Source organism: Rhodoferax sp. RT4P68 (assembly GCF_056521305.1).
On sequence record NZ_JBWMBB010000009.1, the window covers coordinates 92,100 to 104,984 of the forward strand.

Genomic DNA, 12,885 nt, shown 5'->3' on the forward strand with positions numbered 1-12,885 from the left:
CCATGCACAAGCCTCACTGCCCAGCGCCCTGCCGCGGCGCATTCCGCGTCTTCCTAGCCGCCACCTTGCTGGCCACTTCACTGCCCACGCGCGCCGACCTGAACAGCGAGGTCAACGACATGTTCCACAACCTGGGCGCCATCGGCAACTACACGGCACCCGGCGCCTTCCGCGGCCAGACCTACAACACCTACACGGGCGGAAATCTGATGATGCGCTCGCCCAACAAGGTCTACCAGCTGGCCGCCGTCCAGTTCCCCAGCGCGCGGGCCGGCTGCGGCGGCATCGACGTGTTCGGCGGCAGCTTCAGCCACATCTCGGCGGAGGAGTTCAAGAACATGCTGCGCAACATCACGGCTGCTCTGCCCGGCATCGCGTTCCAGCTCGCGCTCGAAGCCGTGTCGCCGCTGCTGGGTGGCCTGACCAAGTGGGCCAAGGGCCTGGAGACCTGGATCAACAACGCCCGCATGAACTCCTGCGAGACGGCCAAGGCCATGGTCAGCACGGCGGCGGAAGCGGCCGGCTACAGCAGCCAGGAAAGCTGCGCGGACCTGGCCATCGAGATGGGACTCGAAGGCGACCGCGACGCAGCGCGGCGGCGCTGTGCCACCCACCGTCCCGGCGTTCTGGCGTCCGCCCGCTTGTCCACGGACGCCAACCTGCGCCACAAGGCGCCCTTCGTCGGCAACCTGACCTGGAAGGCGCTGCAGCACACGGGCAGTACGCTGAGCGACGCTGAGCGCGAGCTGATCATGAGCCTGGTCGGCACCGTCATCTTCCACCCGGAGGAATCGGGCCGGGATCCGGAGCCGATCGCGCCGACGCTGACGTCCATCAGCCACCTCCTCTACGGCCAGGCGGCCGGCACTGGAGGCCAGGTCGTCCAGCACCTGCTGCGTTGCAACGACTACACCAACTGCGATGCGGTGTCGCTGAACACCGGCTACCAGCACCTGCCCTTCACGGCGCGTGTCGAGACGCTGATGCGCTCCATCGCCGACAAGATCGCCACGCGCACCGCCATCCCGAACCATTCGGCCGAGGTCGGCTTCGTGAACCAGACGACAGAGCCGGTCTACAAGATGCTGTCGGTCGGCACCAGCATCCCGGGCTCGGGCCTGGCCGACAGCCTGATCGCCCAGTACCGGGACGTGATCGCCGCCGACTACGCCTACGTGTTCCTGGAGCGCAACCTGCGGCTCGGCATGGCGGCGCTGGCCAAGGACTACACCTTGCAGCAGGGACAGCGTGAGCAGGCGCAGCAGATCCGACAGCGCGCGCAGGCCATGCTGCTGCAGCTTTCCCAGGAGAAGAACCTGCTGTACCAGAAGGTCGGCTCCTTCCGGGCCGTCGCCAGCCATCTGGAGCAACTGGAGCGCCAGCTGCGCTCCAGCATGCCGCAGCATGTGATGGACATGTTGGGGCAGCAGGCGGCCTACGGCACGCGATAGATCGGTGGAGCCAAGCGGCCATGTGGGAGATCTATGCCTACCAGAACGCCGACAGCCTGTTCGGTGTGTTCAACGCGGCCGCCGCCATCCATGCGTCCAGCGACTACGCGTCGGCCGTCGCGGCCGTCGCCTTCTGCGGCTTCGTCGCGGCCATGGTTGCCTACGCCTTCGCCCCGGAGAAGCTGCAGGGATGGAAGTGGCTGGCGTCCGTCGTGCTGGTCTTCGGCCTCCTGATCGTGCCCAAGGTCTCGGTCGGCATCGTGGACAAGACCGGTGGTTCGGCCGTCAAGGTGGTCGACAACGTGCCGTTCGGTGTCGCAGTGCTCGGCGGGCTGACCAGCACGATCGGGCACACGCTGACCGGGTTGTTCGAGACCGCCTTCCAGGTGATTTCCGGACCAGGCGCGCTGCCGGCCGAACTGAGCTACCAGCGCAACGGGCTGATGTTCGGCAACCGGCTGATCCGCGAGACCGGCAACGTGGTGTTCCAGGATCCCGGCTTCCGCACGGACCTGGTGAACTTCATCCACAACTGCACGACCTACGACCTGGTCGACGGCACGCTGGACCCGGCCGTGTTCTCGGCGTCCGACGACGTCTGGCCGCTGATGGCCTCTCCAAACCCAGCCCGCTTCAGCACGCTGAGCGCCACCAGCGGCAGCGTGGGGGTCGACACCTGCCCCAACGTCTACACCAGCCTGAACACCCGGCTGCCGGCGCAGGTCCAGCGCATCCAGGGCCGCATTGCGTTCCGGCTGAACCCCACGCTGCCAGCCGCAGCGGCCGCCAGCGTGATCGCCGGCCAGGTGCAGCAGGCCTATCTGAAAAACGGCATCGCCAACGCGTCGGCCACCGCTGCCGACCTGATCCGCCAGAACGCCATGCTCAATGCGCTGGAAGACACCGGCCGGATCGTGGGCCAGAAGGTCAACGACCCGGCCGCCATGGTGCTGGCCGTCGGGCGCGCCCAGGCACTCGCACAGATGAACGCCTCCTGGCTGAACTTCGGCAAGGTGGCCGAGCAGGCACTGCCGGTGTTCCGCAACGTGATCGAGGCGGTGACCTATGCGCTATTTCCGCTGTTCGTCCTGCTGCTGTTGCTGACCAGCGGCCGCGAGACCATGTTGGCGTTCAAGGGCTACGCGTCGATCCTGATCTGGATCCAGCTCTGGCCGCCGCTGTACGCGATCCTGAACTACATGGCGTCGATCTACGCGGCTTACGACTTGGCGGCGGCGGCGGACCTCGGTACCGGTACCAAGGCGCTGGCGCTGCAGACCGCGTCCGTCATCTACGGGCGGGCAGTGTCGGGCGAGGCCGTCGTCGGCTATCTGGCCATGAGCATCCCGTTCGTGGCCTGGGCGGCGCTCAAGCGCATGGAGAACTTCGGCACGGCGCTGGTCGGTGGGTTGTCGGGGATGCAGGGCGCTCTGTCCGGCGCGACATCGATGTCTGCCATCGGCAACACCACGCTCGGCAATGTGTCCATGGACCAGTTTCAGCTGGCACCGAACAGGAGTTCGGCCTTTATGGGGAGTTGGCAGCACGACCTGTCCGGCAACACGTTCTCGTCGAACGTGCTGACGGGGCGTACGGCTGTCAGCCTGTTGCGCAACCAGGGCTACGCGTCGCGGGTGGTGTCCATGCGGGTGTCGGAGCAGGATGTTCAGGATGCGAGCCGGCAGGTGGATGCGGCACGCGGGGAGTCGGTGGCGGCCAGCAATGAGCGTTCAGCCGTGCTGACGGAGGCGTTCACGAAGGGGTTGACCAAGCTGCGTTCGTCGCGGAACAGCAGCGGCTCCACGTCGAGCAGCTATGAACAGTTGGGGGAGTCGCTGAACAAGCTGGATCAGATCAGCCGCAGCATTGGCGACACGACGGGACTCAGTCAAGCGCAGGTAGCCCGAATCGCCCTCGGGGCATCAGGACACCTTGGGATCAACACGCCGCTTGCGGGCCTGCAGGGTAACGCCATCGTGGATAGAAGCTACACCTCTGGCCTGTCGGGAGCGGAGCAGCGCGCATTGGCCTCACTGAACAGCGACCAGATAGCGGCCTTCAAACAGTTCGGCGATCGCGCAACACGCGACCAAAGCTTTGTGCAGGTTCTCTCAAGTGATGCAGGCGAGGCACAGGATCTTTCCGCGCGCCTGTCATCCTCCGCAGCCCGCTCAGAGCGGGCCGACGCGAGCCTCTCTGAACGAACGGCCTTCGCAGAACGAGTTTCTTCCGCCCACGAGCGCGGTGACAGCATCGCCATCGACATCGCGCAGGACCCGCACAACCTGCGCATGTTCACGCGGTACGCTGAGCAATACGGGGGCGACAGCGCCTCGGCACAAGTCCTCATGGCCTCGGAACTGGCACGGCAGTCGCTGCGGCCGAATCGCGTGTTCTCCGACGGTACAGCTCTTCCAACGACGTTTAACGAAGTCGATGCTCAGCATCAACGAGATGCAACTGAAGGGTCACTGGTGCCGGATCTGGCCGCTCGCCACCAGGCCAACCGCGAATCCGTTCAGAGGAATGAAGTCACACCGAGCCGTCCCGGAAGCGGCACCACGCGGTCTGCGCTACGGGAGTCCATCCGCGAGGAAGGTGCGCAGATCAGAACGGTTGTGGAGAGCGACCAAGACAGATTCGAGCGCAAAGCAAAATTCACAAAGAAACCGGACGGGACGTTGGCGTCAGATAGCTCGCTTGTGAAACGATCTGCTGAGCAACTGCGTCAGGATTCCGCGCCCCTGATCGAGGATGCCAAACGCGCATTGAAGGACATCCTGAAGAAATGAGCCGGTTAGATATTCTTATCTGCGTCGAGCATATGGATGCCATGTTCTGGGCGTGGCGGCTTCATGAACGGTGGGTGCCCCTCATCCCGCCAAAAATTGGCGGCCAAGTCACGGCTGGATACACCCATACCCGGAATCGGTTCGATCTCTTCTTCCGTCCGAAGGCGCTGGATGTGCGGAAAGCGCCTACCGACTTGCGATAACGCTCCGCCAACTGCGCCGCCGAACATCCCGCCGATCACCATCATGACGATCTGCAGGCCGGTGTGATCATGCCGGGCCGAAAGCCAGCCCAGGCCGATGCCGATCGCGAGGAACAACAGGAAGACGAGTTTTCGCATGGCTCAGCCTTGACAGCCTAGCAGGCTTTGGGTCAAGTTCAAGGGAAGGCCAGTAGCGAACAGTGCTGTCCCAGATCCGAGGCAATCGCAAGTCGATCACGTCCACATACCCCGGCACCGCCGGGGGGGGGCACACACCGACTGCTACGCCGCAGTGTCCCTGCGCAGCGCGGCGATCAACTCGTCTAAAGCCGCGGTTGCGCCGTCCGCATCACGGTCCCGCAGGCAGCTCACCACCTTGCGACGCAGCGGAAACACGTCGGGCCTGGCAACCGATGGCGTCACATGTAACAGGCGTTCGCGTAGCACAGCCGTCATGGTCTGCGCCATGAGCCTTAGCGCCTCGTTGTGGCCCGCCAGCGCAATGGCCGAGAAGAAGCGCGCCAGAGCCTCGATGCGTTGCGGCACGGCGCCCGCGCCCTGGTGCTGTTCGATCTCGTCGGTGGCGGCCTCGATCGCATCCACCTCGGCATCGGACGCGCGCTCGCAGGCCAGCCGCAGCAGCGTGCCGTAGAGCGCGCGGTAAGCCTCGTCGATGGCGGGCGTGTCCAGCCGGCCTTCGAGCACCTGCTTGCGCAGCGACTCGGCCAGCATCATGTAGGCGCCCTTGTAGAACACCAGCGCATGCTCGCTGGAGCCGGTGCCCATGTGCCGCACTTCGCCGATGAAGATGTCGTGGTCGCCGGCTTCATGGCGGGCATGCACACGGCATTCGAAGCTGGCCAGGCAGTCGTCGATCAGCGGCGTGCCCAGCGGCCCGGGGGCCCAGTCCACGCCTTCGAACTTGTCGACAATCTTGCTCGACGCGAAGCGGCCGGACAACGCGTCCTGGCTCTGCGACAGGATGTTGATGGCAAAGCTGTCAGCCGCCACGAAAGTGCCCAGCAGGCTGCTGGCCTTGCGCAGGCTGAACAGCACCAGCGGCGGCTCCAGCGACACGGAGCTGAACGAGTTGCAGGTCAGCCCCACGGGCTTGCCGTCGGCGGCGGTCGTGGTGATCACCGCCACCCCGGTCGGAAAGCAGCCCAGCAACTGGCGGAACAGCTTGGGGTCGATGGCCTCGGTGGGCGTGGTCAGTTCGGTCATGGTGCGGGTGTCCCCTGGCGCTTGAAGAGTTGAACGATGTTGCCCTCAGGGTCGCGCAGCGACAGCACGGCGCCGTGCGCGCCCATGTCGCGCGTGCCCAGTACCTCGCCGCCGGCAGCGGCCACGCGCTCGGCGGTGGCCGTGAAGTCGTCCACCTCGAACACTATGACGACGCCGGAAGTGGCGGGCACGGCCTCTTCGCGGCAGGCCAGCGACACGCTGGTGGTGCCCACGGCGTACTGGATCCAGCGGTCGTGGTCGCGGAACTTCAGCTGCAGCCCGAGGGCTGATGCGTAGAAGTCGTGGAGCTCGGCGGGCCGCTCGGCCACGACGAAAACGTTCTGCAGGCGTTTGGGCGATTCCATGGGGTGTGTCTCAGTGTTCGGGTTGGTACAGGTTGCTCAGCGACGCCTTGAGGAAGCCGCCGTCGACCACGATGTCCTGGCCGTTGACGTAGGCAGAGGCATCGCTGGCCAGGAAGCACACGGCGCCCGCGATGTCGGCAGGCAGCCCCAGCCGCCGTGCGGGAATGCGCGCGGTGCGGCGCTTGAGCACGCCCTCGTCGCGGTAGTGCGGCTCGGACAGCGGCGTGCGCACCATGCCCGGGCTGACCGCGTTGGCGCGCAGGCCACGCGGCCCCCACTCCACCGCCATCTGGCGCGTCAAGGCCTGCAACGCGGCCTTGGTCGCACCGTAGGCACCGAGGCGCGAGGGCGACTGCGCGGCGATCGAGGCCACGTTGACGATGCTGCCCGCCTCCTGCGCGAACATCATCGGCACCAGCGCCTGCGCGCACAGCAAAGCGCCCCGCAAATTGACGCGGAAGACGCGGTCCCACAGGTCGACGGGCAAGTCTTCCAGCCCCACCGGCTGGCCAGTGATGGCCGCGTTGTTGACCAGCACATCGCAGCGGCCGAAGCGCGCGCGCGTTAGCTCGGCCATGGCCGCGACGGACGCCGGGTCCGCAATGTCGCAGTGCACGGCCAGCCGGCCATCGGTTTCGCTCGGTGTGGCCGCGTAACTGATGTCGGCCTGCACCACATGCGCACCCATGGCCTGCAGCTGCTGGCAGATGGCCAGACCCAGGCCGCCGGATGCGCCGGTGACCACGGCCACCCTGCCCCGCAGGGCCTGGCTGTCGAACGTCAAGGATGGGAACGCGGAGGTCATCTGCATCACGCGGCCACGGCGTCCATGGACTCGACTTCCTTGCGGATCGCCGGAATGATGCGCTCGCCCCACAGCTCGATCTGGCGCAGCATGGTCTTCTGGTCGAAGTTGCCCAGCTGCGTCTGCAGCGCGATGTGCTTGGGCCGCAGGATGCTGATCTCCTCCAGCATCTTGTCGATCACCTGGTTGACCGAGCCCACCGGCAGGTTCTTGCGCAGCTGCTCGAAGGTCGGGTCGGTGGCCGAGGGCACTTCCTTGACCATGTAGCCGTCGTCGGACTGGGCGCGGCGGTACTTGAGGCTCTCCGAGATGCGGCGCTGGAAGCGTGCGCAGTCCAGGTAGGCGTCGATCTCGGCCTGGTTGTTCGATGCGTAGGCGCAGCGCAGGAAGCCGAACTTCACGTCCTCGTCGAGGTCCTTGCCGTTGTCTTGCGCCACCTTCTCCAGCCGCTCGCGCAGCGACGTGACGGCGTCCGTGCCGTTGAGCAGCGCCGTCACGAACAGGTTGTGGCCTTCGCGCACACCGCGCCCCAGCGCCACCGGGTTGCCCGAGGTGATCCACAGCGGCGGCATCGGGCCTTGCACCGGGCGCACGGCGATCGAGCTGGGCGGCAGCTGCAGGAACTTGCCGTCGTAGGCCACGGTCTTTTGCGTCAGGCCCTTGGGAATGATGTCCAGAAACTCGTTGTAGATCGCAGCCGCGTCTTCGATCTTGACGCCGAAGCGCTCGAACTCGAACTCCTGGTAGCCCGAGCCCACGCCCAGGTCCAGCCGGCCATTCGACACGGTGTCGACGAAGCCGACCTCGGCCAGGAAACGGGCCGGGTGGTACAGCGGCAGGATGCACACCGCAGTGCCCAGCCGGATGCGCCGGGTCTTGGCCGCCATGTGGGCGATCATCATCAGCGGCGAGGGCGACAGCGAGTAGTTGTTGAAGTGGTGCTCGGCATACCAGGCGGTGTTGAAGCCGGCCTGCTCTGCCACCACGGTCTGCTCGATCGAGTTCTCGATGACCTGCTGCGAAGTCTGGTGGTAGCCACGTTGCTGCGCGAGGATGAAGACGCCGAATTCCATGGGGTTGCTCCTGTGTTGAAGAGTGCGATGCGATGGCGTGAATTTTCTGGCTGGCCCCTGCATTCGGGAATATGGAAACGGCGTGGTTCAGTCCTGCAGAAATGTGCGGGATCGACCGCGACCACGAACGGCACGCCCCAACGAAAACCGGGGCCATGGCCCCGGTGTTTCGCGAGCGCAGGCGAGCAGGCGCCTACTTGTCTTTCAGCGCCGTCACGCGCGCCAGCCCCTGCCAGATGGCCGCGTCCTTCTTGATGGACGCGGCGTACTCCTTGGCCGTGCGGGCCACCGGCACAATCATGTTCTGCCCCTCGATCTTCTGGCGCACCGCATCGGTCTTCTGCAACCGGTTGATCTCCTCGTTGAGGCGGTCGACGATGCCCTGCGGCGTGCCGGCCGGCGCGAACACGCCGTACCAGCCATCGGCCTCGAACTTGTAGCCCTGCTCGGACAGCGTGGGCAGGTCCTGCGTGGCCGGCCAGCGCTGCGAACCGGTCTGGCCCAGCGCCACGAGCTTGCCCGCTTTCATGTGCGGCAGCGGCGACTGGATGTCGGTGAAGCCCACGCTGATGTTGTTGCCGATCAGGTCGGTCACTTCGGTGACCAGCGTCTTGTAGGGTGCATGCGGCATGTCCAACCCGTAGTGCGCCTTGATGCCCTCCATGGCGAGGTGGCCCGACGAGCCGGTGCCCCAGGAACCATAAGCCAGCTTGCCGGGGTTGGCCTTGGCGTAGGCCACCATGTCGGCCAGGTTCTTGAAGCCCGTGCTCGGGTTGGCCACCAGCAGGATGCCGGCCGCGCCCACCTGCGCCACGGGCGTCAAGTCTTTCTCCGTGTCGTACGGCATCTTGGCGTGGATCACCGGGTTGATCAGGATGGCGGACGACGGCGCGAACAGCAGCGTGTAACCGTCGGCCTGCGCTTTGGCCACCGCGTCGCAGGCGATCAGGCCGTTGGCGCCCGCCTTGGGCTCCACCACGATGGGCTGCTTGAGTGCCTTGGACAAAGGCTCGGCGATCAGCCGCGCGAAGATGTCGCCGCCTGCGCCGGCCGAGCCGGCCACCACGATGCGGATCGGCCGTGACGGCCAGTCGCCGGTGTCGGCGAAGGCGTGCACGCCGGTGCCCAGCAGCAAGGTGCCAAGCAATAGGGTTCGTCGCTGGATGGGGGGATGGGTGTGGGTGTGGGTGTGGGTGTGGGTCATGAGGTCTCCTGTGTCTATCGATGTTTTGGGTGCGGCCGCTCAGGCCGCCACGGCTTGCGCGTTCGCGGGGTTGCGCGCCAGTTCCTTCTGGATGGCCGGGATGATCCGTTCGCCCCAGAGTTCGATCTGCTTGAGCATGGTCTTCTGGTCGAAATCGCCCAGCTGCGTCTGCAAGGCAATGTGCTTGGGGCGCAGGATGCTGATCTCCTCCAGCATCTTGTCGATCACCTGGTTGACCGAGCCGACGGGCAGGTTCTTGCGCAGCTGCTCCATGGTCGGGTCGGTGTCGGAGGGCACCTCCTTGACCATGTAGCCGTCGTCGGATTGCGCGCGGCGGTACTTGAGGCTTTCGGAGATGCGGCGCTGGAACCGCGCGCAATCCAGGTAGGCATCGATTTCGGCGTTGTTGTCGCTGGCGTAAGCGCAGCGCAGGAAGCCGAACTTCACGTCGCGGTCCAGGTCCTTGCCGTTGTCGCTGGCCACCTTGTCCAGGCGTGCGCGCAGGCCGCCGATGGCCTCGTTGCCGTTCAGCAGCGCGGTGACGAACAGGTTGTGGTTCTCGCGCACGCCGCGGCCCAGCGCCACCGGGTTGCCGGAGGTGACCCACAGAGGCGGCATCGGCTCCTGCACGCAGCGCACGGCGATGGAGGAACGCGGCATCTTCAAGAACTTGCCCTCGTACTCGAAGATCTTCTGCGTCATCCCCTGGTGCAGGATGTCCAGAAACTCGTTGTAGATGGTGCTGGCGTCGGCGATCTTGATGCCGAAGCGCTCGAACTCGAACTCCTGGTAGCCCGAGCCCACGCCCAGGTCGAGCCGGCCGTTGGACACCGTGTCGGCAAAGCCCACCTCGGCCAGGAAGCGCGCGGGTTGGTAGAGTGGCAGGATGCAGACCGCCGTCCCCAGGCGAATGCGCTGGGTCTTGGCGGCCATATGGGCCACCATCATGAGCGGCGATGGCGACAGCGAGTAATTGTTGAAATGGTGCTCGGCGTACCAGGCATTATTGAAACCCGCCTGTTCCGCCGCGACGGTCTGCTCGATCGAGTTGTGGATGACCTGCTGGGATGTCTGGTGATAACCCCGCTGTTGGGCAAGAATGAATACTCCGAATTCCATGAATCATCTCCGCAAAAAGGGCCGCCGAAAGGGTTGCCAAATTCTAGGGAACCACGCCCGTTCAGCTACCGCTGAAACTGCAGTTGTGATCTGCAGAATCCGGAGGACTCATGGATAGATTGCGCGCCATGGAGCTGTTTTTGTCGATCTCGCAAACGCGCAATTTCTCGGAAACGGCGCGCCGATTCGGCATCTCGGCCACGGGTGTGTCGCGCATGATCACGGAGGTCGAGGAAGAGCTGAAGGTCAAGCTGCTGCTGCGCTCCACGCGCCAGGTCACGCTGACCGAATCGGGCCAGGAATATGCGCGTCAGCTGGAAAGCATCCTGTGGCGCATCAACGAGCTGCAGAGCAATATCACCGCCATCAGCACCGCGCCGCAGGGCGTGCTGCGCGTGCATTCGCGTGTGATGTTCGGCCTGGGCGTGCTGCCGACGCTGATCGCAGCCTTCCGCAAGCGCTACCCGGCCATCCACATCGAGCTGACGCTGACCGAGGCCGCCGTGGACTTGCGGCGTAACCAGTTCGACATCGACTTTCGCATCTCGCCGCCCGAAGAGGCCGGCGTCAAGCGGCGCAAGCTGTTCCAGAGCGACCGCCACCTGGTCGCCACCCCCGCCTACCTGGCCGCCAAGCCGCCCTTGTGCCAGCCACAGGACATCCTGGTGCACGACTGCCTGGCCTACCAGCTGCCGGGCGACCAGACCACCTGGCTGTTCAAGCAGGGCGAGCAGCAGAACGAGATCGCGTTCCAGCCGCGCCACCTCAGCAACAGCGGCATCGCGCTCTTGGAACTGGCGCGTCTGGGCGAGGGCCTGGTGCTGCTGGACGACTACACCGTGGCCAACGACATCCGCATGGGCTGGCTGGCGCGGGTGATGGAGGACTGGCGCATCAGCAACAAAGGCTTCGACGAAGGCATGTACGCGACCATCCTGGACACGCCCATCGTGCCGGCCAAGATCAAGCTGTTCCTGGACTTCGTGGCCGACCATGTGGCCGGGCCGGAGCTGCGCTTCGCGGCGCATGGCAAGGCCGCCGGGCTGCACGCGCCGACGGCGGACAGCTGAGCCAGGGCACAGCGTCTTACATCCAAGTACTTCAAGGTCTTGGCGCTGGTACGTCGCCGAGTGGTGGGTTTGCCGTTTGCCGTTTGCCGTTTGCCGTTTGCCGTTTGCCGTTTGCCGTTTGCCGGGGTCGGTGCGGCTGATTCCGATGCGCGGGGCGCGCTGGCAGGCCGTCGAGAAGAAAGAGTCCGCATCTGCGAGCGGTGGGCGCTGAAACGCCGTCAAGAAGAAAAAGCCCGCGTCACGCGAGCCTGTCTGCCAGCAGCGCTTCAGCCACCGACCACGTAGCCCGGCCTGGGGTGGCCGCCGTGGCCAACCTGTGGACGCGCCGAGGAGCGCAGGACTGCGGGCGGCGGCGCAGCACGCCTCGTGAACTGACTCATTGCACTTGTTCGAATGCAGCGAACGCAGTGAGTAGCATGAGTTGTGCAATGCGCCCGCAGGCCGAGCACCGCAGGCTGCCCGAGCCCCTGGGCGAGGGACGCGTCCACCGGGCGGCCGCGGCGGACACCCCAGGCCGGGCGGCCCGCCCCAGGCCGGACGGCCCTGACCCAGGCAGGGCGCTACGCCACGGACAGCGCCCATTGATCGCAAAAACCTTGAAAGGCATGCCTCTTACAGCGCCAGCCGGCACACCGGCCGCGCCAGGCCAGCAAAGCCCAACCCCGTCAGCTTCAGCACCGCGCCATCCAGCGGGCCGGTGGCCTGCAGCCGGCCGCTGTCGCTGATGCTGGTGACGAACAGGTCGGCCATGCCGGGACCGCCGAAGCACAGGGCGCTGGGGTGCGTCACCGGCACATCGATCTTGTGCGTCAACCGGCCCTGCAGGTCGAACCGGGCCAGCGCGCCCACGCGCACCAGCGCCATCCACAGCCCGCCCTCGATGTCGAAGGCGCAGCCGTCGGGGCCGGAGCCATGTTCCTCGGTCCGCACGAAGACCTGCTTGTCGGAAAGCAGGCCGTCGGCCTCGATCCGGTACGAATAAACCACGCGCTCGCTGCTGTCGGCCACATGCAGGCGGCCCGTCAGCGGGTTGACGCAGGGGCCGTTGGTGATGCCCAGGCCCACGTCGAGCTTTTGCAGACGCAGTTGCGGATCGAGCCGGTACAGCCCGCCCAACGGCGCCTCGGCCGGCTCGCGCGGCACGTGCATGGTGCCGACCACGAAACTGCCGTCGGCCAGCGCCGTCCCGTCGTTCAACCGCAGCAGCGGGTGGCTGGTCTCGATGCGGGCCAGCGTGCGCAGTTGCCCGGTGGCGAGGTCGAGCGCGGCGATCTCGTCCTTCAGCGCCAGCACGATGCTGTCCCCGCCTTCGCCGTTGAACGCGAACGAGCCCAGCGGCGCCGGCGCCGCGTGGCGGGCCAGCACCTCACCCGCGTCTGCATCCAGCGCCAACACCAGGCCGGCGCGGCAGTCCAGCAGCCACAGCCGCCCGCCGTGCCACACGGGGCATTCACCCAATGCGGTTTTCAAATCGCCGAGGCGCTGGATAATCATGGTCAATGGGAAATCTCTGAAACGGCTGAATCGAATGGCGTTTGCCGATTCTCCGATTTCCCATCCATCGAATATCAGCGCGCTG

11 protein-coding genes are annotated in these 12,885 nt (G+C 65.9%); 3 read left to right on the forward strand and 8 right to left on the reverse strand.

Going from position 1 to position 12,885, the window contains the following annotated elements; all coding sequences use genetic code 11:
• The first annotated feature begins 2 nt into the window (after positions 1–2).
• Positions 3–1,451, forward strand: a complete 1,449-nt coding sequence (locus AC099J_RS19450; RefSeq protein ID WP_479616931.1) for a conjugal transfer protein TraH — start codon at positions 3–5, stop codon at positions 1,449–1,451.
• A gap of 20 nt (positions 1,452–1,471) precedes the next feature.
• Entirely contained in the window at positions 1,472–4,243 is a 2,772-nt protein-coding gene (locus tag AC099J_RS19455; protein WP_479616932.1) for a conjugal transfer protein TraG N-terminal domain-containing protein, read from the forward strand.
• 5 nt (positions 4,244–4,248) lie between these two features.
• Here AC099J_RS19455 and AC099J_RS19460 read toward each other — a convergent pair whose 3' ends face one another.
• The 7 genes from AC099J_RS19460 to AC099J_RS19490 all read right to left on the reverse strand — a co-directional run bounded on the left by AC099J_RS19460 (position 4,249) and on the right by AC099J_RS19490 (position 10,236).
• A complete protein-coding gene (locus AC099J_RS19460; RefSeq protein ID WP_479616933.1) occupies positions 4,249–4,584 on the reverse strand; it encodes a hypothetical protein in 336 nt (111 codons plus the stop codon).
• Between the two features lie 144 nt (positions 4,585–4,728).
• Positions 4,729–5,670, reverse strand: coding sequence for a flavin reductase (locus AC099J_RS19465; protein ID WP_479616934.1), 942 nt, complete (start codon positions 5,668–5,670; stop codon positions 4,729–4,731).
• Positions 5,667–6,035, reverse strand: coding sequence for a VOC family protein (locus AC099J_RS19470; RefSeq protein ID WP_479616935.1), 369 nt, complete (start codon positions 6,033–6,035; stop codon positions 5,667–5,669). Before AC099J_RS19470 ends, AC099J_RS19465 begins: the two co-directional genes overlap by 4 nt.
• 10 nt (positions 6,036–6,045) lie before the next feature.
• A complete protein-coding gene (locus AC099J_RS19475; protein WP_479616936.1) occupies positions 6,046–6,846 on the reverse strand; it encodes an SDR family NAD(P)-dependent oxidoreductase in 801 nt (266 codons plus the stop codon).
• Positions 6,846–7,913: an LLM class flavin-dependent oxidoreductase gene (locus AC099J_RS19480; RefSeq protein ID WP_479616937.1), complete on the reverse strand. Its 1,068-nt coding sequence runs from the start codon at positions 7,911–7,913 to the stop codon at positions 6,846–6,848. Before AC099J_RS19480 ends, AC099J_RS19475 begins: the two co-directional genes overlap by 1 nt.
• 193 nt (positions 7,914–8,106) lie before the next feature.
• Positions 8,107–9,117 (reverse strand): Bug family tripartite tricarboxylate transporter substrate binding protein, encoded by a 1,011-nt coding sequence (locus AC099J_RS19485; RefSeq protein WP_479616938.1) that lies wholly within the window; start codon positions 9,115–9,117, stop codon positions 8,107–8,109.
• Between the two features lie 39 nt (positions 9,118–9,156).
• Positions 9,157–10,236: an LLM class flavin-dependent oxidoreductase gene (locus AC099J_RS19490; RefSeq protein WP_479616939.1), complete on the reverse strand. Its 1,080-nt coding sequence runs from the start codon at positions 10,234–10,236 to the stop codon at positions 9,157–9,159.
• A gap of 110 nt (positions 10,237–10,346) precedes the next feature.
• Between AC099J_RS19490 and AC099J_RS19495 the strand changes: the two genes are divergently transcribed.
• Positions 10,347–11,306 carry a LysR family transcriptional regulator gene (locus tag AC099J_RS19495; RefSeq protein WP_479616940.1) on the forward strand — a complete coding sequence of 320 codons (960 nt, stop codon included), beginning with the start codon at positions 10,347–10,349 and terminating at the stop codon, positions 11,304–11,306.
• Positions 11,307–11,918: 612 nt separating this feature from the next.
• Here the strand turns inward: AC099J_RS19495 and AC099J_RS19500 are convergent.
• The gene (locus AC099J_RS19500; RefSeq protein ID WP_479617092.1) at positions 11,919–12,800 is read right to left on the reverse strand and encodes an SMP-30/gluconolactonase/LRE family protein; all 882 of its coding nucleotides are present in this window, start codon (positions 12,798–12,800) and stop codon (positions 11,919–11,921) included.
• Between the last annotated feature and the right edge of the window lie 85 nt (positions 12,801–12,885).